The 22807-nt window shown below is 63.2% G+C and carries 23 protein-coding genes; 11 read left to right on the forward strand and 12 right to left on the reverse strand.

All coding sequences use genetic code 11. From position 1 onward, the window contains the following. The first annotated feature begins 181 nt into the window (after positions 1-181). The 5 genes from BMW74_RS00585 to BMW74_RS00605 all read left to right on the forward strand — a co-directional run bounded on the left by BMW74_RS00585 (position 182) and on the right by BMW74_RS00605 (position 4027). Positions 182-1576 (forward strand): PhoH family protein, encoded by a 1395-nt coding sequence (locus tag BMW74_RS00585; RefSeq protein WP_093412069.1) that lies wholly within the window; start codon positions 182-184, stop codon positions 1574-1576. Positions 1577-1798: 222 nt separating this feature from the next. Continuing rightward, the gene (moaC, locus tag BMW74_RS00590; RefSeq protein ID WP_093412071.1) at positions 1799-2272 is read left to right on the forward strand and encodes a cyclic pyranopterin monophosphate synthase MoaC; all 474 of its coding nucleotides are present in this window, start codon (positions 1799-1801) and stop codon (positions 2270-2272) included. Continuing rightward, positions 2269-2511, forward strand: a complete 243-nt coding sequence (locus BMW74_RS00595; protein WP_093412074.1) for a MoaD/ThiS family protein — start codon at positions 2269-2271, stop codon at positions 2509-2511. The genes moaC and BMW74_RS00595 overlap by 4 nt, the downstream gene beginning before the upstream one ends. A 3-nt stretch (positions 2512-2514) precedes the next feature. Further along, a complete protein-coding gene (gene moaE / locus BMW74_RS00600) occupies positions 2515-2967 on the forward strand; it encodes a molybdopterin synthase catalytic subunit MoaE (protein ID WP_093412077.1) in 453 nt (150 codons plus the stop codon). 283 nt (positions 2968-3250) lie between these two features. Continuing rightward, positions 3251-4027: an ABC transporter substrate-binding protein gene (locus tag BMW74_RS00605; RefSeq protein WP_093412080.1), complete on the forward strand. Its 777-nt coding sequence runs from the start codon at positions 3251-3253 to the stop codon at positions 4025-4027. Positions 4028-4120: 93 nt separating this feature from the next. Here the strand turns inward: BMW74_RS00605 and BMW74_RS00610 are convergent, their stop codons facing one another. The 5 genes from BMW74_RS00610 to BMW74_RS00630 form a co-directional block, all read right to left on the reverse strand. Then, entirely contained in the window at positions 4121-4747 is a 627-nt protein-coding gene (locus BMW74_RS00610) for a helix-turn-helix transcriptional regulator (RefSeq protein ID WP_093412082.1), read from the reverse strand. Positions 4748-4833: 86 nt separating this feature from the next. Further along, complete coding sequence (locus BMW74_RS00615; RefSeq protein ID WP_093412084.1) at positions 4834-5961, reverse strand: NAD(P)/FAD-dependent oxidoreductase; 1128 nt, start codon at positions 5959-5961, stop codon at positions 4834-4836. Between the two features lie 147 nt (positions 5962-6108). Continuing rightward, positions 6109-7056, reverse strand: a complete 948-nt coding sequence (locus tag BMW74_RS00620; protein ID WP_093412087.1) for an ornithine cyclodeaminase family protein — start codon at positions 7054-7056, stop codon at positions 6109-6111. Between the two features lie 130 nt (positions 7057-7186). Then, on the reverse strand, positions 7187-8662 hold the full coding sequence (rhlB, locus tag BMW74_RS00625) for an ATP-dependent RNA helicase RhlB (RefSeq protein ID WP_093412090.1): 1476 nt from the start codon (positions 8660-8662) through the stop codon (positions 7187-7189). Between the two features lie 93 nt (positions 8663-8755). Then, entirely contained in the window at positions 8756-9415 is a 660-nt protein-coding gene (locus tag BMW74_RS00630; RefSeq protein WP_093412093.1) for an alpha/beta hydrolase, read from the reverse strand. Positions 9416-9878: 463 nt separating this feature from the next. Here BMW74_RS00630 and BMW74_RS00640 point away from each other — a divergent pair, with 463 nt between their 5' ends. The 4 genes from BMW74_RS00640 to BMW74_RS00655 all read left to right on the forward strand — a co-directional run bounded on the left by BMW74_RS00640 (position 9879) and on the right by BMW74_RS00655 (position 14058). Next, positions 9879-10910, forward strand: a complete 1032-nt coding sequence (locus BMW74_RS00640; RefSeq protein WP_093412099.1) for an amino acid ABC transporter substrate-binding protein — start codon at positions 9879-9881, stop codon at positions 10908-10910. A 65-nt stretch (positions 10911-10975) separates the two neighbouring features. After that, positions 10976-12157, forward strand: coding sequence for an amino acid ABC transporter permease (locus BMW74_RS00645; RefSeq protein ID WP_093412101.1), 1182 nt, complete (start codon positions 10976-10978; stop codon positions 12155-12157). 10 nt (positions 12158-12167) lie between these two features. Then, the gene (locus BMW74_RS00650; RefSeq protein ID WP_093412103.1) at positions 12168-13265 is read left to right on the forward strand and encodes an amino acid ABC transporter permease; all 1098 of its coding nucleotides are present in this window, start codon (positions 12168-12170) and stop codon (positions 13263-13265) included. A 28-nt stretch (positions 13266-13293) separates the two neighbouring features. Continuing rightward, on the forward strand, positions 13294-14058 hold the full coding sequence (locus tag BMW74_RS00655) for an amino acid ABC transporter ATP-binding protein (protein ID WP_093412105.1): 765 nt from the start codon (positions 13294-13296) through the stop codon (positions 14056-14058). Between the two features lie 65 nt (positions 14059-14123). On the opposite strand, the gene BMW74_RS00660 is transcribed toward BMW74_RS00655, so the two are convergent. Together BMW74_RS00660 and BMW74_RS00665 are read right to left on the reverse strand one after the other, a co-directional pair. Further along, complete coding sequence (locus BMW74_RS00660; protein ID WP_093412107.1) at positions 14124-14612, reverse strand: type II toxin-antitoxin system MqsA family antitoxin; 489 nt, start codon at positions 14610-14612, stop codon at positions 14124-14126. After that, on the reverse strand, positions 14609-14920 hold the full coding sequence (locus BMW74_RS00665) for a type II toxin-antitoxin system MqsR family toxin (protein WP_093412110.1): 312 nt from the start codon (positions 14918-14920) through the stop codon (positions 14609-14611). The genes BMW74_RS00660 and BMW74_RS00665 overlap by 4 nt, the downstream gene beginning before the upstream one ends. A gap of 166 nt (positions 14921-15086) precedes the next feature. Between BMW74_RS00665 and BMW74_RS00670 the strand changes: the two genes are divergently transcribed. Continuing rightward, positions 15087-15746: a FadR/GntR family transcriptional regulator gene (locus BMW74_RS00670; RefSeq protein WP_093412112.1), complete on the forward strand. Its 660-nt coding sequence runs from the start codon at positions 15087-15089 to the stop codon at positions 15744-15746. Then, positions 15736-17052 (forward strand): CynX/NimT family MFS transporter, encoded by a 1317-nt coding sequence (locus tag BMW74_RS00675; RefSeq protein ID WP_093412115.1) that lies wholly within the window; start codon positions 15736-15738, stop codon positions 17050-17052. The genes BMW74_RS00670 and BMW74_RS00675 overlap by 11 nt, the downstream gene beginning before the upstream one ends. Here the strand turns inward: BMW74_RS00675 and BMW74_RS00680 are convergent. The 5 genes from BMW74_RS00680 to BMW74_RS00700 all read right to left on the reverse strand — a co-directional run bounded on the left by BMW74_RS00680 (position 17049) and on the right by BMW74_RS00700 (position 22754). Next, the gene (locus tag BMW74_RS00680) at positions 17049-17699 is read right to left on the reverse strand and encodes a DUF1120 domain-containing protein (protein ID WP_093412118.1); all 651 of its coding nucleotides are present in this window, start codon (positions 17697-17699) and stop codon (positions 17049-17051) included. The two genes, BMW74_RS00675 and BMW74_RS00680, sit on opposite strands and share 4 nt — an antisense overlap. A 22-nt stretch (positions 17700-17721) precedes the next feature. Further along, complete coding sequence (locus BMW74_RS00685; protein ID WP_093412121.1) at positions 17722-18870, reverse strand: DUF1120 domain-containing protein; 1149 nt, start codon at positions 18868-18870, stop codon at positions 17722-17724. After that, positions 18867-21308, reverse strand: a complete 2442-nt coding sequence (locus BMW74_RS00690; RefSeq protein WP_093412124.1) for a fimbria/pilus outer membrane usher protein — start codon at positions 21306-21308, stop codon at positions 18867-18869. Before BMW74_RS00690 ends, BMW74_RS00685 begins: the two co-directional genes overlap by 4 nt. Positions 21309-21395: 87 nt before the next feature. Next, positions 21396-22106: a fimbria/pilus chaperone family protein gene (locus tag BMW74_RS00695; protein ID WP_093412126.1), complete on the reverse strand. Its 711-nt coding sequence runs from the start codon at positions 22104-22106 to the stop codon at positions 21396-21398. A 21-nt stretch (positions 22107-22127) separates the two neighbouring features. Then, positions 22128-22754 carry a DUF1120 domain-containing protein gene (locus tag BMW74_RS00700; RefSeq protein WP_093412128.1) on the reverse strand — a complete coding sequence of 209 codons (627 nt, stop codon included), beginning with the start codon at positions 22752-22754 and terminating at the stop codon, positions 22128-22130. Between the last annotated feature and the right edge of the window lie 53 nt (positions 22755-22807).

Here is a 22807-nt window from a genome sequence, read left to right on the forward strand (position 1 = left end):
CTGTCACAGGTTTTGGAGTATTACGAAGTCAGACCGCCGAAACCTGCAACACAGGTGGCGTCTTCCAAGACTCCGCGTGTGTGCAGTTCACTTGAGTCCTCGCAGGTGAATTTGGTGGTCACTTCGAGGCGCAGCACTGTCAGGGTATTGCGTCGACTGGCTCCCACAAAGGTGACCGAGTATGGATGATCACGGACGTAGCCCTTCTTCCAACCTGCCAATCCTTTATGTACTCGATACCAACGTATTGATTCACGATCCAAACGCGCTACTGAATTTCGAAGAACACCACGTTGCCATCCCGATGACGGTCCTTGAAGAGCTGGACAAGCTCAAGAGTGGGCATCACAGCGTCGCGGCGGAATGTCGCCAGGCAATTCGCCTGATCGACAAGACCCTGGGCGAAGCCACTCCCGACGATGTCGAGCTGGGTGTGCCGATCCAGCGCGGCAAGAGTGGGCCCAAGGGCTTGCTGTCGATCCTGATGAGCAAGCGTGCCGAGCCGAACATCGTCCTGCCCGAGCACCTGAACGACAACATCATCATCAACCAGTTGATCGACCTGCGTGCGCGGCACAAGAACCTGCGCGTGGTGCTGGTCACCAAAGACATCAACATGCGCCTCAAGGCCCGGGCCTGCGGCATTGCGTCCGAGGACTACAGCACCGACCAACTGGTCGACGATGTGTCGCTGCTGCCCAATGGCTACCACACCATGACCGGCTCCTTCTGGGACCGGGTGAGCAAGGTCGAAACCCGCCAGGACCACGGCCGCACCTGGCACCAGGTGCAACTGATCGACAACCTGCCGGCGGTGCATATCAACGAGTTCATCATCGATGAACAGGGCTTTGTCGGCTGGATCAAGGAAATCCAGGTCGACAAGCTGCTGATTCTCGACCTGCACCAGGAACCCCTGTTGCACCAGGAAGCCTGGGGCCTGAAACCGCGTGACATCTACCAGAGCCTGGCGCTGTATGCCTTGCTCGATCCGGACATCCACCTGGTCAACCTGTCGGGTGCTGCCGGGTCCGGCAAGACCATCCTGGCGCTGGCGGCGGCCATCGAGCAGACCATGGTCAGCAAGCGTTACCGGCGCATCATCGCCACCCGCAGCGTGCAGGGCCTGGACCAGGAGATCGGCTTCCTGCCCGGCACCGAGGCGGAAAAAATGGAGCCCTGGCTCGGCGCGATCACGGACAACCTCGAAGCCCTGCACAGTGATGATGAAAGCACCCACGGCAGCGTCGACTACATCCTCAGCAAGGTGCCGTTGCAGTTCAAATCCCTCAACTACATCCGGGGTCGCAGCTTCCAGCAGAGCCTGATCCTGATCGACGAGTGCCAGAACCTCACCCCGCACCAGATGAAAACCATCATCACCCGTGCCGGCGCCGGTTCCAAAGTGGTGTGCCTGGGTAACCTGGCACAGATCGACACCCCTTACCTGTCCGCGACCAGTTCCGGGCTGACCTACCTGACCGAGCGCTTCAAGGACTTCCCCAACGGCGTGCACATCACCCTGCAAGGGGTGCCGCGTTCGATCCTGGCCGAATACGCCGAATCGCACTTGTAACCCTTGACCCACACCGGGCGGCCGCGAGGTCGCCCGGTTTTTTATCCCCCGTGGGAGAACCCCGTGGGAGCGAGCCTGCTCGCGAAGAAGCCGACACATTCACCCTCGATGTTGAGCATGCTGACGCCATCGCGAGCAGGCTCGCTCCCACCGACGTTATTCAACCGTGCGCAAATCTGACCCGCAGGTTTACAATCGCCGCTCCTGAACAGGAGTAACGCTGTGCTGACTCATCTTGATTCCCAAGGCCGTGCCAATATGGTCGACGTCACTGATAAAGCCACGACGTCCCGTGAAGCCACGGCGCAAGCGCTGGTGCGCATGCTGCCGACCACCCTGCAAATGATTGTCAGCGGTGGTCACCCCAAAGGTGACGTGTTTGCCGTGGCGCGCATCGCCGGCATCCAGGCGGCGAAGAAAACCAGCGATCTGATTCCCCTGTGTCATCCGCTGATGCTGACCAGCGTCAAGGTCGAGCTCAGCGCTGAAGGTACGGATGCCGTGCGCATTACCGCGCGCTGCAAGCTGGCCGGGCAGACCGGGGTGGAAATGGAAGCCCTGACCGCCGCCAGCGTCGCGGCGCTGACGATCTACGACATGTGCAAGGCCGTGGACCGCGGCATGGTCATCGAAAGCGTGCGCCTGCTGGAGAAGCTCGGTGGCAAGAGCGGGCACTACCAGGCGCCCGACCAATGAAGCTCACGGTGAAGTTCTTTGCCCGTTACCGCGAGGCGGTGGGTATGGACGGGCTGGCGATTGAAGGCGACTTCGCCACGCTCGACGATGTACGCGCCCGGTTGGCCCAATGGAAAGGCTTCGACGTGTTGGCGGAGCAGAACCTGATGTGCGCCCGCAACGAAGAGCTTTGTTCGCTGGATGAGCCGCTGAGTGACGGCGATGAAGTGGCGTTTTTCCCCACCGTGACCGGAGGCTGAGCCATGGCGATTCGCGTGCAGTCCACCGCGTTCGACCCCGGCGCAGAAGTCAACGCGATGCACGCGGCCAACGTCGGTGTGGGCGCGGTGGTCAGCTTTGTCGGTTATGTGCGTGACTTCAACGACGGCCTCGAGGTGGCAGGGATGTTCCTGGAGCACTACCCGGGCATGACCGAAAAGGCCCTGGCCAAGATCGCCCTGGAAGCCGAACAGCGCTGGCCGTTGCTCAAGCTTGAGGTGTTGCACCGTATCGGTGCCCTGGAGCCGGGCGAACCCATTGTGTTTGTCGGCGCCGCCAGCGCCCATCGCCAGGCAGCGTTCGATGCCTGCGCCTTTGTCATGGACTACCTCAAGACCCGCGCGCCGTTCTGGAAGAAAGAACAGACCCAGCAAGGCCCGCGCTGGGTCGAGGGGCGTGACAGTGATCATGCGGCGGCTGATCGCTGGAAGCCGTAGTCAATCGTCTGTTGTTGCTTGGGTGTCTGATCTGTCGCCTTCACGAGCAGGCTCGCTCCCATATGGGTTCGATGTACGTGGGAGCGAGCCTGCTCGCGAAGAGGCCCTGCGCCACACCACCAAACCTCCTGGCTCACCGCTCCAACCCTCTGGCGCGGCATCCCTGCTTGCCCAATTGACGATTTGTACGTAAAAGTCCAGTATGGAATTATAAGTACAAAAATGCCTGCCATTGCTTTGCCTCAGTCTTGCCAAACCAACAACAACCTGCGAGAGAACGATTATGAAGCAGTTCCCCCTCATTACCGGTCTGGCCCTGAGCCTGTTGGCCTCGACCAGTCTGTTCGCGGCCGAGAAAACCTTGCGCATCGGCATCGAAGCCGCCTATCCACCGTTCGCCTCCAAGACGGACAAGGGTGAGATCGTCGGGTTTGACTACGACATCGGCAATGCCTTGTGCGCGCAGATGAAGGTCAAGTGTGAGTGGACCGAGGTCGAGTTCGATGGCCTGATTCCGTCCCTCAAGGTGAAGAAAATCGACGCGGCCCTGTCGTCCATGACCATCAACGAAGACCGCAAGAAGTCAGTGGATTTCACCCACAAGTACTACTTCACGTCATCGCGGTTCGTGATGAAGGACGGCGCGGTGGTGGATGACCAGTACGCCAGCCTCAAGGGCAAGACCGTCGGTGTGCAGCGCGCGACCACCACTGACCGTTATGCCACCGAAGTGCTGGAGCCCAAGGGCATCGTGATCAAGCGCTACGGCAACAACGAAGAAATCTACATGGACTTGGCCGCCGGTCGCCTGGATGCGGTGTTCGCCGATACCATTCCCCTGGCGGACTTCCTGTCGATGCCCCGTGGCCAGGGCTACGCCTTTGTCGGACCTGAACTCAAAGACCCGAAATACGTGGGCGAGGGTGCCGGGATTGCGGTGCGCAAGGGCAATACCGCGCTGGTCGGCGAGTTGAACGCGGCCATCGACGGCATTCGGGCCAGCGGTGAGTACCAGAAGATTTCCGACAAGTATTTCAAGTCGGATATCTACGGCGACTGATCAAACGCCAATCGCGAGCAGGCTCGCTCCCACAGGTTCAGCGCCATCCTTGTGGGAGCGAGCCTGCTCGCGAAGGCATCGATCCAGGAAGACTCAGCCCTTCAATTCCTTCAAATGCTTGTACACCGTCGCCCGCCCCATGTTCAGCACATTGGCCACATAGTTGGAGGCGCTCTTGCCTTTGAAGGCGCCTTCGGCATGCAGCGCCAGCACCAGTTCGCGCTTGTGTTCGCGGTTGAGCATGTTCAAGCCCAGTTGCCGTTCCCGTAGCCAGCTATGCAGGAAGGTGTTGATGCGCTCCTGCCAGTCATCGCGAAACAGCGCGTCGGGCTGTGGGATCAGTTTGCTGGGGGAGAGGAACAAATCCAGGGCCGCCCGGGCACTCTCGAACAGTGAAATGTTCAGGTTGATGCACAGCAGCGCCAGCGGACGCCCCTCGCTGTCACGCAGGACAGTGCTGACGCTGCGAATCTTCTGACCATCCCAATTGAGCTTTTCATACGGCCCGATGTTTCGCTCGTTGATGCCTTCCTTGAGCATGTCCTCCAGCGCCGCTTCATCACCGACCTCGCGCTTGGACAGGTTGTTGGCGATGTAGTCGATTTTTTGCGTGCGCACGTCGTGCAGCACCACCTCGGCATGGGGAAAGAACAGCGTGGCAATGGCGTCGGCGATTGCCCGGAAGTTATCCAGTGCGGGGTCTTGAAGCGGTGGGGTCATCGGTCGGGCTCCAGGCAATCAGCGCCCCTGGGGTGGGGCGCTGGGAGTTTGCCGCAATCAGGATCGGGCGTCACCCCAGGGCCGGTTTAGCCCAGGCGCGAAGGGGAGAGCATCTGGGCACTGAGACCAAACCGGGTCAGTTGTTGGGGCAAGGCTTCGCCGCGCACCAGCGCCGCACTGGCCTGGCCCATGGCGGGCGAGGTCTGGATGCCATAACCGCCCTGGGCCGCGACCCAGAACAGCCCCGGTACGAGCGGGTCGAAGCCGCTCACCAGGTCGCCGTCGCTGACGAAGCTGCGCAGCCCGGCCCAGGTGCGGGTCGGGCGGCGGATTGTCAGGGTTGTGGCTTCTTCGATCTGGTAGATGCCCATGGCAATGTCCAGCTCTTCGGGCTGTACGTCGTGGGGTTCCACCGGGTCCGCGTTGGCGGGCGAACCGAGGAACATCCCGGCGTCGGGCTTCATGTAGAACGATTCGTCGAGGCTGACCAGCATCGGCCAGTCGTGGCAGTCGAGGCCTTCGGGGCCGGCGAAGATAAAGGCGGCGCGGCGCTTGGGGACCAGCCCCAACGGCTTGGCCCCGGCCATTTCACCGAGCTGGTCGGCCCAGGCCCCGGCGGCGTTGATGATGATCGGGGCGCGGAAGGTTTGCCCGGCGGTGCGTACCTGCCACTGGCCATCGGCCTCGCGAACCAGGCCCAGGACTTCGCAATCGGTGTGCACTTCGCCCTGGTTGCGGCGGATGCCACGCAAGTAGCCTTGATGCAGGGCGTCGGTGTCGATGTCGGTGGCGGTCGGGTCGTAGATCGCCCCAAATACCTTCTCGCGACGCAGGATCGGCAGGCGCGCGAAGGCTTCGTCGGCGCTGAGCAATTGCATCTGCGGCACGGTCGCCTTGGCGCTCAGGTATTGATTGTTCAACTCGGCGGGATCACCGGTGAAGTCCACGGTCATTTCGCCGCGCGGGGTCAGCAGTGGGTGCTCACAGAAACCGCTGGGTGGCGCGTCGAAAAAGTCCCGGCTGGCCTGGGTCAGCGCCCGCACTTGCGGGGTGCCGTAGGCGGCGGTGTACAGCGCCGCCGAGCGGCCGGTGGAGTGGTAAGCGGGATGGGACTCGCGTTCGAGCACCATCACCCGGCCGTGTGGCGACAGCCAGAAACCGGTGGAAGCACCGGCGATGCCACCGCCGATGATGATGAAATCTGCCTGGGTCATGAGTTTCTCCAGTGGGGGCGATGTCGCCGAGGTGTCAGTTATCCCCTGTGGGAGCGGGCTTGCTCGCGAATGCGGTGTGTCATTCAACATGGGGGCGACTGGCACACCGCATTCGCGAGCAAGCCCGCTCCCACCAGGACTATGGGGTCAGCGCTGTAGCTGGTACACCGCATTCGCCAGGGCGATGTCTTCCAGGCCCAGGCCGATGGAGCGGAAGAACACCGGGCGATCATAGACCGGGCGCGGTGTTTGCTCGCTCAACAGTTCGGCCAGGTCGCCGATGATCGCCGCCTTGTCCCAGCCATGCTGCTCGCTGGCGATCAGCATCTCGCCGGCCGAGCCGGGGGTGGTCAGGCGATAGTCACAGTAGACCTGCATCTGCCCCAGGGTTTGCGGCGGCACTTCGTGCGCGCGTGCCGCGTTGGTGCTGATGGAGGTGATCAGCGCCGGGCGACTCAAGGTGCGCGGGTCGATCACCGGCGTGGCCGATGAGGTGCAGAGCATGATCACGTCGGCGTCGTGGATGGCGGCTTCACGGCTATCGGACACCTGCGCGCGCGGGTCGATGGCCTGGAGTTGCGCGAGCATCTCGGGGCGGCCAGCCAGGCGGGGTGAATAGACGCTGATGCGCTGCCAGGCGCGCAGGTCTTTGGCATAGCGCAGGTGCGCCAGGGCCACCGGGCCGCTGCCGATGATGGCCAGGCGCGAGGCCTGCAGGGGCGCGAGGGCATCGACCGCCACGGCCGTGGTGGCCGCCGTGCGGGCGGTGGTCAGCTCGCCTGCATCACAGAGCATCAAGGGCTGGCCGGTGTGCATCGACATCAGCAGCGTCCAAGCGGTGACCAACGGGCCGCCTTCCTGGCGAACGATGTAGGGTGAAGTCTTCACCCCGTACACGCCGTCTTCGGCCAACACGCCCAGGTAGTTGATGAAGTCGCCGGCCCCCTGGGGGAACTCCACCAGTTGTTGCGCCGGTTGCACCGCCTGGCCCGCCGCCAGGTCACGGAACAGCTTGCGCAGAATCTTGGGCACGTCGACGCGCTCAAGCAGTTCGCGGGCCTGGGGTTTGGCGATCACAACCGGGGTGCTGGACATGCGGAGGGCTCCGTGGGGCTGATGTTAAACTAATTTGTCCATTGTGGACTTATTGTCCTGATTGGCAACATCCAGGCGTAAAAAAAGCGCAGTCCGTTGCCGGGCTGCGCCTTCTGTGTCCCACCGATAGTTACGGCCGCTTGCGCTCGACAGGGCGCAGCAGATGGGTCGGCGGGGTTTCGCAACTGATCTTGCGCCCCAGCAACGCCTCGATGGACGGCAACTGATAGGAGTCGTCTTCACCGGCAAAGCTGATGGACACGCCTGCGGCGCCTGCCCGGCCGGTCCGGCCAATGCGGTGGACGTAATCGTCGGGGGTTTCCGGCAGCGTGAAGTTGATCACGTGGCTGATGCCGTCGATGTGGATCCCGCGTCCGGCGACATCGGTGGCCACCAGCACGCGGATCTTGCCTTCGCGGAACCCTTCCAGGGTCTTGATGCGCTTGTGCTGCGGCACGTCGCCCGACAGTTGGGCGGCGTTGACGCCATCGCGCACCAGGCGCTCTTCGATGCGGCGCACTTCGTCCTTGCGGTTGGCGAAGACCATCACCCGTTCCCAGCCGTTGTCGTTCACCAGGTTGTAGAGCAGCTTGTACTTGTCTGCACCGGCGACGGCGTAGATGTGCTGTTCGACGTTCTCGCTGGCGACGTTCTCGGCCTCGATCTCGACGATGGCCGGATCGGTGGTCCATTGCTTGGCCAGGTTCATCACGTCTTCGGTGAAGGTCGCGGAGAACAGCAGGGTCTGGCGTTCGTTTTTCGGTGGGGTCTGGCGAATGATCTGGCGCACTTGTGGGATGAAACCCATGTCGAGCATCCGGTCGGCTTCGTCCAGCACCATCACCTCGACCATGTCCAGGTGCACATCGCCGCGCTGGTTGAAGTCCAGCAGGCGGCCAGGCGTGGCGACAAGGATGTCGCAGTGACGGGCTTCGAGGTGCTTGAGCTGCTTGTCGAAGTCCATGCCGCCGACGAAGGTCATCACGTTGAGGCCGGTGTACTTGGTCAGGTCGGCGGCGTCTTTGGCGATCTGCACCACCAGTTCACGGGTCGGCGCGATGATCAAGGCCCGTGGCTCGCCCATGTAGCGCTCTTTGGGCGGTGGGGTCTGCAGCAACTGGGTGATGATCGAGATCAGGAACGCGGCAGTCTTGCCGGTGCCGGTCTGGGCGCGACCGATGGCGTCTTTGCCGGCGAGGGTGAAGCCCAAGACTTGCGCCTGGATCGGCGTGCAGTACGGGAAGCCCAGGTCCTGGATGGCGTGCATCAGCTCCGGGGCGAGGTTGAAATCGTGGAAGCGGGTCTTGCCTTCCTGGGGTTCGACGGCGAAGTCTTCGAGCTTCCACGGGATGACCGGGGCCTTGGGCTTCGGCTCGCGGCGCGGTCGGGCGGGTTTCGGCGCTTCGTCGGGTTGCGGTTCGGCAACGACAGCGGCGGCCTCGACGGGCTTGGGCGCGTGTTGCGGGGCGTCTACCGGAGCGGGGCGTTCGGCCTGCCGAGTCTCGTTGCGGGGGGCGGGGGCGTGCGATGGCGCACTGGAAACTGGCGCGAGCTGCTCAGCCTCGCTTTTACCGAACATTTTTTTGAGTGCTTTGAGCACGGTCATCTCATCAGTTGGTTAAGGAATGTACGCCGGCCAGTGTAATGCAAGAACCGGGCGCGGCGTAGTGTGTTGGTCATACGGCTACAAGTTGTTGACTCAACCACGCAAGCGTTCGGCGAGCCAGGCGCCAATATCGCGAATTTCCTCAGGTAACACTTCGTGTCCCATTGGGTATTCCTGCCATGCCACGGTGACATTACGCTGCTTCAAATGCTCATAGGCGCTGCGGCCCATGGCGTTCTGCACCACGTCATCGTAATGACCGTGCAGGCACAGCACCGGAATTCGCTGCTGGCTGGCCGAGAGTTCCAGCTCATCACTGAAGGTCGGGGCATAGGTGGAGAGGGCCAGCACGCCACCCAGTGCACCCTGCCATTTCAGGAAGGCGGTGTGCAACACCACGGCGCCGCCCTGGGAAAAGCCGGCAAGAAAAATCCGCGAGGCGTCTATTCCGGCGGCGCGCTGTTCTTCGATCAATTTGATGACGCTGTCGGCCGACGCCTCCAGCTCTTCAAGGCTGATGCTGCGAGCGGGGCTCATCGCCTTGATGTCGTACCAACTGGGCATCGCATAGCCACCGTTGATGGTCACGGCGCGGGTCGGTGCCTGGGGTAAAACGAAGCGGGTGGTGAGCAGGCTTTCCTGCAGCGCTTCGGCCACCGGCAAGAAGTCATAGCGGTCGGCGCCCAGGCCGTGCAGCCAGATCACACAAGCGTCTACGGGCTTGCTGGGCTGAAGAATCAAGGGCTCGGTCATATTTGCTCCAATGTTGTGCACCTGCCCGATTCAAGGGCGAAGGTGGGGTGCGCGATGGGTCGATCAGTTAAGAAGATGTCGCGGCGGTGAATGTTTTGCCCTTGACCTTGCGCTGACTCGCTTTCGCGGTCGGTGTGGTACGGGCCTTGCTATGAGACTTGGGCAGGTCATCCCGCGCCTGGCGGTAACACTATCAGTGTACGTCCGGTGGTGGGAGGGCGAAGTGTCGAGTGTTGGGCATTCGCCATGGGGCTGTGGCCTTGGAAATAGGAAAAAGGCCATGGCTATTCCTATGGGGTCATGGGGGGATGAGTTTTCCATTTGGGTGGATTTTCTCCTACTAGACTCATGGCTAGCGTCCTACGTTGGACAACATAAAAACAACATGACGGGTCGGCAGCGCCTCATAAGGGTGCGGCAAGACGCTCGCTCCTACACAACAAGAGCAAAACTGGAGGTTTGAATGAAGATGTTGAAATCCACCCTGGCAGTCGTGACTGCAGCCGCGGTACTCGGTGTCAGTGGGTTCGCCCAGGCGGGTGCAACCCTGGATGCGGTACAGAAGAAAGGTTTCGTACAGTGCGGTGTGAGTGATGGCTTGCCGGGTTTCTCGGTTCCAGACTCCACCGGCAAGATCGTCGGTATCGATGCTGACTTCTGTCGCGCCGTGGCGGCCGCCGTGTTCGGCGACGCCACCAAGGTCAAGTTCAGCCAGTTGAACGCCAAGGAGCGTTTCACCGCGCTGCAGTCGGGCGAAATCGATGTGCTGTCGCGTAACTCCACCATGACCAGTTCCCGTGACGCGGGCATGGGCCTGAAGTTTCCCGGCTTCATTACCTACTACGACGGCATCGGCTTTTTGGCCAACAGTAAACTGGGGGTGAAAAGCGCCAAGGAACTGGACGGCGCCACCATCTGCATTCAAGCCGGTACCACCACCGAGTTGAACGTCTCCGACTACTTCCGCGCCAATGGCCTGAAGTACACCCCCATCACGTTCGATACCTCCGATGAAAGCGCCAAGTCGCTGGAGTCCGGTCGTTGCGACGTGCTGACGTCCGACAAGTCCCAACTGTTTGCCCAGCGCAGCAAGCTGGCCGCACCGAAAGAGTATGTGGTGCTGCCGGAAACCATCTCCAAGGAGCCTTTGGGGCCGGTGGTGCGTAACGGCGACGACGAGTGGCTGGCAGTTGTCCGTTGGGTGGGCTACGCCATGCTCAACGCTGAAGAGGCGGGCATTACCTCGAAAAACGTCGAGGCTGAAGCCAAGTCGACCAAGAACCCGGATGTCGCGCGTCTGCTGGGGGGCGACGGTGAATACGGCAAGGACCTGAAACTGCGCAAGGACTGGGTGGTACAGATCGTCAAGCAAGTGGGTAACTACGGCGAAGTCTTCGAGAAAAACCTGGGCAAGGGCACGCCGCTGGAAATCGACCGTGGCCTGAATGCGCTGTGGACCAATGGCGGCATTCAATACGCACCACCTGTGCGCTGATGGATCTATCACCCGGTGGGCCAACCACCGGGTGATGTTCTGTTCCATTCCTTGCGGGGCACTTCATGCAAAAATCAATCGGCGCACCCAAGCAGAGGCTCAGCCTCAGCGATCCGCGCGTGCGTGCGTGGCTGTTTCAGATCATCACTATCGTGGCCGTGGTCGCGATGGGCTGGTACCTGTTCAACAATACGCAAACCAACCTCCAGCACCGGGGCATTACCTCCGGTTTCGGCTTTCTTGAGCGCAGTGCCGGTTTCGGTATCGCGCAACACCTGATCGACTACACCGAATCGGACAGCTATGCCCGGGTGTTTGTCATCGGCCTGCTCAATACCTTGTTGGTGACGTTCATCGGGGTGATCCTGGCGACGATCCTGGGCTTCATTGTCGGCGTCGCCCGGCTGTCGCCGAACTGGATCATCAGCAAGCTGGCGACGGTCTACGTGGAAGTCTTCCGCAACATTCCGCCGCTGCTGCAAATCCTGTTCTGGTACTTCGCGGTGTTCCTGACCATGCCGGGGCCGCGCAACAGCCATAACTTCAGCGATACGTTCTTCGTCAGCAGCCGTGGCCTGAACATGCCGGCGGCGAAGATCGCGGAGGGCTTCTGGCCATTTTTCATCGCGGTGGTGGTGGCGATTGTGGCAATCGTGCTGATGTGCCGCTGGGCTAACAAACGCTTCGAGGCGACCGGTGTGCCGTTCCATAAGTTCTGGGTCGGCCTGGCGTTGCTGCTGGTGATCCCGGCACTGTGCGCGCTGGTCGTTGGTGCACCGCTGCATTGGGAGTTGCCACAGCTCAAGGGCTTCAATTTTGTCGGCGGCTGGGTGCTGATTCCCGAACTGCTGGCCTTGACCTTGGCCTTGACGGTGTACACCGCGGCGTTCATCGCCGAGATCGTGCGCTCGGGCATCAAGTCGGTCAGCCACGGCCAGACCGAGGCGGCGCGTTCGCTGGGCCTGCGCAATGGCCCGACGTTGCGCAAGGTGATCATCCCGCAGGCCTTGCGGGTGATCATCCCGCCCTTGACCAGCCAATACCTGAATCTGGCGAAGAACTCCTCGCTGGCGGCCGGTATCGGCTACCCGGAAATGGTCTCGTTGTTTGCCGGCACGGTGCTGAACCAGACCGGGCAGGCGATCGAAGTCATTGCCATCACCATGAGCGTGTACCTGGCGATCAGTATCAGCATTTCCCTGCTGATGAACTGGTACAACAAGCGCATTGCGCTGATCGAGCGGTGAGGAAACGCGCATGAGCACTCATACTTTCAAACCTGACATGCCGCCACCGAGCAACGCTATCGGTGTGGTGGCGTGGATGCGCGCCAACATGTTCTCCAGTTGGCTCAACACCTTGCTGACGTTGTTCGCGTTCTACCTGATCTACCTGGTGGTGCCGCCGATCGTGCAGTGGGCGATCCTGGACGCCAATTGGGTCGGCACCACACGGGCCGACTGCACCAAGGACGGCGCCTGCTGGGTGTTCATCCAGCAGCGCTTCGGCCAGTTCATGTATGGCTACTACCCGCCGGACCTGCGCTGGCGCGTCGACCTGACCGTGTGGCTGGCGGTGATTGGCGTGGCGCCGCTGTTCATCTCGCGCTTTCATCGCAAGGCCATCTATGGCCTGGGCTTCCTGGTGCTGTACCCGATCATTGCCTACTGCCTGTTGCATGGCGGAGTGTTCGGCCTGAGTAACGTGGCGACCAGCCAATGGGGCGGCTTGATGCTGACCCTGGTGATCGCCACCGTCGGCATCGCCGGGGCCTTGCCGCTGGGGATCATCCTGGCGCTGGGGCGCCGTTCGAACATGCCGGCGATTCGGGTGATCTGCGTGACCTTCATCGAGTTCTGGCGCGGCGTGCCGTTGATCACCGTGCTGTTCATGTCCTCGGTGATGCTGCCGTTGTTCCTGCCCGAGGGCATGAACTTCGACAAGCTGCTGCGGGCCTTAATCGGGGTGATTCTGTTCCAGTCGGCCTATGTCGCCGAGGTGGTGCGCGGTGGCCTGCAAGCGATCCCCAAGGGTCAGTACGAAGCCGCGGCCGCGATGGGCCTGGGCTACTGGCGCAGCATGGGCCTGGTGATTCTGCCGCAGGCCTTGAAACTGGTGATCCCGGGCATCGTCAACACCTTCATCGCGCTGTTCAAGGACACTAGCCTGGTGATCATCATCGGCCTGTTCGACCTGCTCAACAGCGTCAAGCAAGCCGCCGCCGACCCCGCCTGGCTGGGCATGGCCACCGAGGGCTATGTGTTCGCCGCCCTGGTGTTCTGGATCTTCTGCTTTGGTATGTCGCGCTACTCCATGCATTTGGAGCGCAAGTTGGACACAGGCCACAAGCGCTGAGTCGCCACCTAATTTGGGAAGTTTTGTCATGAGCGAAGCAATCAAACAGCCTGTGAGCCCTGAAGGCATTATTCAGATGCAGGGCGTGAACAAGTGGTACGGCCAGTTCCACGTGTTGAAAGACATCAACCTCGACGTCAAGCAGGGCGAGCGTATCGTCCTGTGCGGGCCGTCGGGCTCGGGCAAGTCGACCACCATTCGCTGCCTCAATCGCCTGGAGGAACACCAGCAAGGGCGCATCGTCGTCGATGGCGTGGAGCTGACCAACGACCTCAAGCAGATCGAGGCGATCCGCCGTGAGGTCGGCATGGTGTTCCAGCACTTCAACCTGTTCCCGCACCTGACCATCCTGCAGAACTGCACGCTGGCGCCGATGTGGGTGCGCAAGCTGCCCAAGCGCAAGGCCGAGGAAATCGCCATGCACTACCTGGAGCGCGTGCGCATTCCGGAGCAGGCGCACAAGTTTCCGGGGCAACTGTCCGGGGGCCAGCAACAGCGCGTGGCGATTGCCCGGGCGCTGTGCATGAAGCCCAAGATCATGCTGTTCGACGAACCGACCTCGGCGCTCGACCCGGAGATGGTCAAGGAGGTGCTGGACACCATGATCGGCCTGGCCGAAGACGGCATGACCATGCTCTGCGTGACCCACGAAATGGGCTTTGCCCGGACCGTGGCCAACCGGGTGATCTTCATGGACAAGGGCGAGATCGTCGAACAGGCCGCGCCGAACGACTTCTTCGACAACCCGCAGAATGAACGCACCAAGCTGTTCTTGAGCCAGATCCTGCATTGATGCGCCGTAGACGCTGAACAATGAACCCGGCCGAGTGCCGGGTTTATTGTTATCAGCGGTTTGGATCAGCGCGAAGGCGTCGTTTGGTGTTCCGGGTGACGTGTTGCCAGCAGTTGCTTCAAGTCATCCCCCGCGCTCAGCGATTGCACGTCGGCAAGCAGGTGAGGGTGGCGATCCAGCAGGCGCATCAGCGTGAACAGGGGCTGCGGTGGCGGCAGTTCACCGCGCTCATAACGGGAAAAGGCATTGTGGCCGCCCCCGGAGAGTAGTTTGACGGCGGTCTTTTGGGTGAGGTGCAACTTGCGCCGGATCCGCTGCACTTCTGATCCCATCAGTTGAAGGCAGTCGTCGAGCAGCTTGTCGCCCTGATCGACATAGCGCTCTGCGCTGTCGGTAGCAGGATCAAACTCGATTTCACCACAAACCGTGCACTCCCATCCCGCGAGGTCGTGCACGGGCCGGGACATTTGCTTGTAGTTGACTGAGAGGCTGCGGCCTTTGAACGGATGCATGCCCTCCCGAGTGCCGCAGCTAACGCATGGCTGTGTGTTCATTGGTCTTTCTCCTTGAAAGAGATTACCGGGGGCCCTCCGCCAGGGCGGTAAGTCACTTTGATGTAGATCTGCAGGCCACGAAATGTCGTGTGGTACACGTCGTGCCAGCGTCGATGGTCGTCATAGGAGGTCATCGATTTGTAGAGCATCCTGCGTTCAAGTGCAGCGATCACCTGCACCATCGACGGATAGCTCAAGCCGATATCCCTGCCTGACTCCAGGGCGCTGCGGGTGAACGCCTTCTTCCCCAGCAGGACAACCTGCGCTTTCACCACCCGCAAGTCGTAATGAGGTGTGTTCTTGTCCATAAGAGCTAAGCACCTTGAGTTGAAAATTACCCTTAAAGGGTAATAATGACTAATCGAAAATTTCGCTCGATACCTTGCCCTTTAACCCTAGAAGCTTGCCCTCTCGGACGAAGCTGACTAACCTGTCGGAAAATTCATCCTATGATTGGATGAAAGGACGATAGCCATGACAGAGATTGCTCCCTTGATCAAACGCTCCCTGGTCGATCAGGCCCTGGAGCAATTGCGCCTGCGCATCAATCAGGGCACCTGGCAGGTAGGCCAGCGCTTGCCCACCGAGCCCGAGCTGTCCGCCGAGTTGGGCATCAGCCGCAATACCGTGCGTGAAGCCATGCGCGTGCTGGCGTTTTCCGGGTTGATCGAGATCCGCCAGGGCGATGGCAGTTACCTGCGGGCGGTGGTCGATCCGCTGGATACGATGAAAGCCTTGTCCCGTTGCTCCCCTGAGCAGGCCCGCGAGACTCGGCGCATCCTCGAAGTCGAGGCCATTGGCCTGGCGGCGCTGCGCCGCACCGACGAAGACCTGGTGGCGCTGCGCGAGGCGCTCGGCGTCAGCGGCACGCACTACCACGGTGATCTTGACCATTACATCGCCTGCGACCTGGTGTTCCATCGCCGTCTGGTGGACGCCGCGCACAACCCGACCCTCAGCGAGCTATACCGCTACTTCTCCAGCATCGTCGGCGCGCAACTGCGCCAGAGCCTGAACATCGTCCCCCGACGCCAGGAAGTGTTCGACTTGCACGTCGATCTGCTCGATGCCGTCGAGCAACGCGACCCGGAACGGGCCAAAGCGATTTGCCGGCAGTTGATCAATGAACCTTGAACCCGAGACCACCATGACTGGCCACCCGGCAAGCCCCAGCGATACCCCCGCAGCCAAGCGCACCGCAGAGCTCGAAGAGCTGCTGATCGATGCCGAGGCCGACGACGAGCTCGTCCAACAAACCCCGCCGGCCTTGCATCGCCCGTGGCTATTGCTGCTGGGGCTGGTGCTGGTGGCGTTGAACCTGCGCCCGGCGTTGTCGAGCATGGCGCCGTTGCTCAGCGAAGTGTCGAATGCCCTTGGGCTGTCGGCGGCCAAGGCCGGTTTGCTGACCACCTTGCCGGTCCTGTGCCTGGGGCTGTTCGCGCCGCTGGCGCCGATCCTGGCGCGGCGTTTTGGTGCCGAGCGGGTGGTGCTGGGGATTTTGCTGACGCTGGCGGGCGGGATCATCCTGCGCAGTTCGTTCGGTGAGGTGGGCCTGTTTGCCGGCAGTATCCTGGCGGGCGCCAGCATCGGGGTGATCGGTGTGTTGCTGCCGGGTATCGTCAAGCGCGACTTCGCCAAGCACGCCGGCACCATGACCGGTGTCTACACCATGGCCCTGTGCCTGGGGGCGGCGATGGCAGCGGGGGCGAGCGTGCCATTGAGCGAGCACTTCGACCAGCGCTGGGCCGCGGGCCTGGGGTTCTGGGTGTTGCCGGCGCTGGTGGCGGCGATCTTCTGGTTGCCGCAAGTGGGCCCGAAACACAGCGGCCACAACGTGGCTTATCGGGTACGTGGATTGCTGCGTGATCCGCTGGCTTGGCAAGTGACCTTGTACATGGGCCTGCAGTCGTCCCTGGCCTACATCGTGTTTGGCTGGTTGCCGTCGATCCTGATCGACCGTGGCCTGACGGCGACCCAGGCGGGGCTGGTGCTATCGGGCTCGGTGATCGTGCAGTTGACCAGCTCCCTGGCCGCGCCCTGGCTGGCCACGCGGGGCAAGGACCAGCGCCCGGCGATTGTCGTCGTCATGCTGATGACCCTGGGCGGCCTGTTCGGCTGCCTGTTCGCGCCCATCGATGGGCTGTGGGGCTGGGCGATTCTGCTTGGGCTGGGCCAGGGCGCGACCTTCGCCCTGGCGCTGACCTTGATCGTGCTGCGCTCGCGCGATGCCCATGTGGCGGCCAACCTGTCGAGCATGGCCCAGGGCTTTGGTTACACCCTGGCGTCCATGGGGCCGTTCGCGGTCGGCGTGGTTCATGACTGGACCGGTGGCTGGGGCGCGGTGGGCTGGATCTTCGGGCTCATTGGCCTGGGCGCGATCATCGCCGGCCTGGGCGCCGGGCGTTCGCGCTACGTGCAGGCCACCTGCGAAAAGCTCTAGAGGTAGACCACCTCCAGCGTCGCCGAACCGTCGAGCAGCACCTCGTGGCTCAAGTCCAGGTTCTGTTTGGCGTTGATCACCGTTTCCACCGTGACCGTGCTGCTCAAGGCCTGGATCGCGGCGGGGCCGGCGGTGCTGCCGTCCTGGTCGGTGAAGCCCAGGTAGCTCTTGGCGCCAATGTCGATGCGATTGCGGTTGGCCGTGCGCCAGGCAACGCCGCCGGTGGTGGACTCGGTGCCGTACACCGGGTTCATGGCATCGGCGCTGGTTTGCGTCGGGTCGAACGTCATCGAGTACAGCCCGACCTTGTTGCCGCTGCCGTCCAATCCCAGGCCGTAGTAGATCTCGCTGTTGACCGTGGCCGTGCCGTCGCGGTTGTCGCCCATGCGCAGGGCGAAACGACTCGGGCCGGTGCAGCCGAGGGTCAGCACCAGCGTCCTGACCGGCAGGCGTGTGCCTTTGTCGAAATTGAGGTCCTGTTGGGAAATCTTGCCGTAGTCGATCACCCCGCCACTCGACAGTTGCGGGGTGCACGCCGTCGGGGTGATCTGCCCGTGCAGGCCCAGTTCGGTGGTCGAGGCCGCCAGGGCCGTCGAGCCGACGGTCCAGAGCGGGAGGGTTGCCAGTGCCAGCCAACGTCGGTTCATCACAGCGTCCTTTGCTTGAGGGTTACAGGTAAATGATTTCAAGGGTGCCCGAGCCGTCCAGCACCACCTCGGTGCTCAGGTCCAGGCTGTTCATCGGTGCGAGCATCGCCCTGACGTTGACCAGGCCGGACAGGTGCTGGATCGCCGTGGGCCCGGCCACACTGCCAGGCACGTTGGTGAAGCCCAGGTAGCTGTTGGCGCCAATGGGGATCGGGTAGCTGCTGGAGGTGCTCCAGGCCGCGCCGGAGGTGGTCGAGTCGGTGCGATAGACCTGGGGCAGGGCATCGGCGCTGAGGTCGACGGGGTCGAAGTACAGGTAGTAGCGGCCGATCTTGTTCGCGCTGCTGTCGACCCCCAGGCCAAAGGCGGTTTCGTCCACGCCGCCGGTGGCCGAGCCGTGGCGATTGTCCTGCATGAGCAGGGCAAAGTGCGTGGGCCCATCGCAACCGATGTTCAGCATCAGGCTGCGCGAGGCCAGCGCCGTGTCGTGCTCGGCGTTGAGGTTCTTGGCCCACATCCGACCAAAGTCCACCACGCCATTGTTGGACAGCGTCGGCTCGCACGCGGCGGGGGCGAAACGGGCGTGCAGGCCCAGTTCGCGTGAACGCCCGGTGGCCGGGCTGTCGATCAGCCCGCTGACGTCCCAGGTCACGGCGTCGCGCACTTGCGCGGCGTCCTCTTGTGCCCAGGCGCTGACCAGCAGTTGCGCGGAGAAGCTGCTGCCCTGCGCCGGGCTACCGTCCGCCAGCGGCACGATGGCGTGCTCGGGGCGCCAGGTCAGTGTGCTGGCGCTGAGGCTCGGCGCCTGCCCGCTGCCGGCGAGCAAGCCCAGCTCCACGGCCTTGCCATCGAGCACCGCGTCGCTGACCTGTACGTGGTAGCTGCCGCGATCGGTGAAGCGCAAGCGTTCGCCAAAGGCCGCCAGGCCACGATAGAACAGGCTCATGTCGGTGGGGTGCGGGCAGTTGAGGGTCAGGCTCACGCGCCGCTCGCCGAGCAAGCGTTCGCGAGCCTGGGTGCTGTGGATCGCCCGGTTCATCAGGCCGAAATCGAGCTGCGTCTGGCTGAGGGAGAGCCGGCACTCATCCGCCAGGGCCGGTGCCGGCGATAGCGCCGCCAGCCCGAGCAGCGCCAGGCAAAGGGTCAGCCTCGGGATGTGATCGGTGTTCATGGTGCGGTTCCTCCGGGGCTCAGGCAACGTGCCGGCGCGGTTTCGTAATACACCTGCGGGTCGGCTTTTGACGGCAGTTCGTAGTGCAGTTCACAGCGCGCCAGTCCCGGCGCCGTGACCCACAGCCGTCGGCCATCCAGGACGTTGGGCAGGAACACTTGGCTGCCTTGCTGGACCAGCGTGACGAACTCGCCATCGGCGGTGCTGACGGTGGCGCCGCGTGGCAGCGGGGTGCCGGTTTCAGTGGTGACGTCCAGCAGTGCGCGGCGGGTCAGGGCGACTCCGAAGTCGACGCGGTCCACCGCCCCGCGCCCGGCGGATATGACGGCCAGGCCGTTGTTGATATCGGCGTTGCGGGGCAGCGAGCGGGTCTCGACTTCCACCGGGCTGCGGCCGTAGGCGGCCACTTGCGCGACCACCGCCTGGCCCTGGCCGTCGGTCCAGACCGGACCGCTCGGGGTGCTGAGCTTGACGCCCTGCATCTCGCCCACCGACACCAGGGCGAAGGTGTCGCGCACCGGGTACGGCGACAGGCTGACGCCGCCGCCATGCACCACCACCGCGCCGCGAGCGCCGCCCTGGTAGCTGGAGCGTTCGGCATCCGAGCGGGTGTAATTGAGGTCCAGTTGGGTGTAGCGCGGCAGCAGCGAAACCCCCAGCGTCGACTCGACTGCTTGATCGCGACTGTCGTGTTCGACGCTGACCCGGTAGTTGAATTGATCGTTGACCTGCTCGTTCACGCCGGCCCCGATGCGGTGCTCGCCGCCCGAGTTGCGCACCCAGGTGCGGCCCCGGCGGTTTTCCCCCAGCGGGATGCCAAGGGTCAGGTACAGGGCGTTGTCATTGCGTTGCTGGCCACTGACTTGGCGCTCGGCGGTGGCGGAAATCGACACGCCGCGCACGCTGGTGCCCCAGGAGGCGAGCGCGCGGCTGCTGCTGTCGTTGTTGAAGTCGCTGGAGCGCGAGATCCCGGCGCTGAACGCCCCCAGCCACGGGTGTGACCAACCCAGCGAGAGGCTTTGTTGATCGCGGTAGCGCGAGCGTTCCCGGGAATGGTCGTCGGTGGCGTAGGCGGTGTCGTCCAGTTCCCGGTAGCCTTCGCTGCGGTGGGACGCGGCCGCGGTGATTGACCAGCGGCTGCCCAGCAGTTGGGACAGCGCCAGGTCGGTCTGCACCCCGCGCTCGCGTTCCCAGGTGTAGGCGTCCGCGACCTGGCTGGTGAGTTGCAGTTGCGCGTCTGGCCAGGGCTGCAGCCCCAGGCTGACGCCGGTCGAGCGGTAGTCGTTGGCCACCAGCCCGCCGAGGCTCAGGCTGGTGCGCGTGTTCAGCGCGCCGCTCCAGCCGGCACTGAGCACCCACGGGTTTTCGCCCGGGGAGTCGCCGATGCGGCGAACCTGTCCCGCCCCCAGCGAGTAGCCGGCGGCCGGCTGGCCGAGGCCGAGCATGGCGGCGGGCACGGTAAAGCGGCGTTCGTCGCCGGAGGATTCCTTGACGGTGACTTCGACGTCGGAGCGGCCATTGAGGCGCCGCACGTCGGTCAGGGAAAACGGCCCGGCGGGGACCACCGTGGAGTGGATCAGCGCACCGTTCTGCCGCACCTCGACCTGGGCCGGGCTGTTGGCGATGCCGTCGATGGTCGCGCCTTGCGCCTGGTCTTGCAGCGTTTGTTCGGTGAACAGCTGGACGCCGTTGATCTGCGCCCCGGACGAGACCGGGTTGTAGAGGCTGATCTGCCCGGCCTGCAACACCGTCTGGTGCTCGGCAAAAGTGCGTTGGGCGTAGGCTTCCAGGTGGGTGCTGCTGGAACGGTCGTCCTGCCAGGTCTGCACCTGGCGGCTGCGCACGATCCAGTCACCGGCGTTGAACCCGACTTCGGTGTTGGCCGAGCCGAACCGGTTGCTGTTATCGCCGTAGTGGTTGTACAGGCCCGTCAGGTCATAGTTGAGCAGGCCCGCGACCCCACCGCTCTGGTAGCCGCTGACATCGCGTTGCTGCGGGCGCAGCGCGTCGGTGGGCACCACCAGGGTCACGCTGAGGCTGGCGGGGTCTTGTTCGACCAGGGTTTGTGGGTACTGGGCGAGAAACCCGTGGCAGTCGCCGTCCGGCACCGAGGGCTGCGGCACGATCAGGTTGGCGGCGTCCAGTAGGGTGCGGTCGAAGCACAGCGCGCCCTGGTTGTCGAAGCGCGCGTCGAGCCGTCCGCGTCGCTGGCCGTTGACGATCAGGCTCACGGCGTGACTGCCGGCGGTGAAGCGCGGGGCGTCCAGCAGCAGGTGCGCGAGCGCCGGGTCGATACCGCGCTGGTGCAGGGTTTGTGCGTCGAAGGACGGTGTGGCCCTGGCTTGCGACGGGTTCACGTGCAGGGCGATGGCCAGGGCCAGTAGCAGCGGCGTGGTGCGCTTGGCGTGGGGCATGGCTTCGCCACCACGGTAAGTCATTACTGTGTTCACAGGGTGTGCTCGGATGATGAACGTGGCGTCTACCGGGTCGTCACGGTGTAGTTGCCGGGGGCTGGGACGTGGGTATTAACGGTCGGCCACGGTGAGGGGCGCGTCATAGGGTGCGACGGCGAATCCGTAGACGGTGGCCGGCTGCATGCGTACCGCAGTGGCAACGCCGGGGGGCGCGCTCATGTGCAGGGTTTCGCCGGGCAGGATGTAGGTGCGCGGCAGCATGGCCTTGCCGTTCCCCGGCAGCAGTTGCAGTTCCTGGGCGGTGCGGACCACGTAGGGCGTGGCGTTTTGCACGCGCAATTGGCCCTTGTCCAGCGTCCAGCTCAGCCCGGTCCAGGGCGTACGGTTGGTGGCCAGGCCCTTGGGGTGCAGGATCACGGGCAGGTTCTGGCGCACCGTGACGCCGACGCGGGCGTGGCCATCCTTTGCCGCAGGACGACCCTGGGGCATGCCTTCAAAGATCACGCGCTTGAGGCGCTGGGTTTTCAGCGGCTCCTGGGTTTGCAGGATGAAGCGCACCAGTTGGCTTTTGCCGGGCTCGACCCGCGCCAGTGGCGGGGTCACGAACAGCAGGGGCTGGGTGTCCTCGGGAATGTCCTGGAGGGTGACGTGCAACAGCGCCAGGTTGGTGTCGGTGTTGGTGACGGACACGGCGGCTTCGCCATCGGCCTCTTCGACAATCACCACGGAGGTGTCCGGGACCATGCCATCGGCCTGGACCAAGGGGCTGGCCAACAAAGTCAGGGCGCAGGCGAAGCCGCCCAATGTTGCGTAAATCGTCATGGTTGTTTCCTGGAGTGGGGATTAGAGGTAGCGCAGGTCCAGCACAATCGCACCGTCGAGTGGGACTTCCTGCTTGAGGCTCAGGTTGTTCGCCGGGCTGATGGACGTGTCCACCCGCAGCGTGGTGACCAAGTGAATGATCGGCTCCGGCAACGGGCGGCCGGGACGGGCGAAGCCCATCCAGTGGCGTGGGTAAATGTTGGGTTCCGGCGACCAACTGGTGCCGTTGTTGTAGGTGGTCAGCGACAACATGGGCTGGCCGTCCCCCAGCGGATTGCGAAAGGACAAGGCGACGGAGCCCAGGCGTTCGTCGGGGGCGTGGGGGTTTTTGCCCAGGCCATAAAAAAAGTCCGGGGCCAGGGAAGAGTCTTCCCGGCCGTCCAGGCCAACGAGTGTGAACAGCAACGGGGCGCTGCAGTTCACCTCCAGTACCATCAGTTGCCCGGGCATGACCGTGAACTCATCGCGCTTGAGGCTGCTGGCGGGGATCCGGCCATGGTCGATGACGCCGTTGGCAGACAACCCAATCAGGCAGGCGCTGGGGGTGATGTTCCCGGTGGCGCTCAATTGCGTTTCGCTCGCCGCCAGCAGGTGTGGCGCGAGCAGGGTCAAAACCAGTGTGGCCAGAAAGTGCGAGAACGTATTCATTCGTGGAGTTCGGTCCTGGGCATTGACGGTGGAGGCGGTGACGTCGCGGGTTT

Origin of the sequence: Pseudomonas sp. ok272 (genome assembly GCF_900109995.1) — a bacterium.
GTDB lineage: Bacteria > Pseudomonadota > Gammaproteobacteria > Pseudomonadales > Pseudomonadaceae > Aquipseudomonas.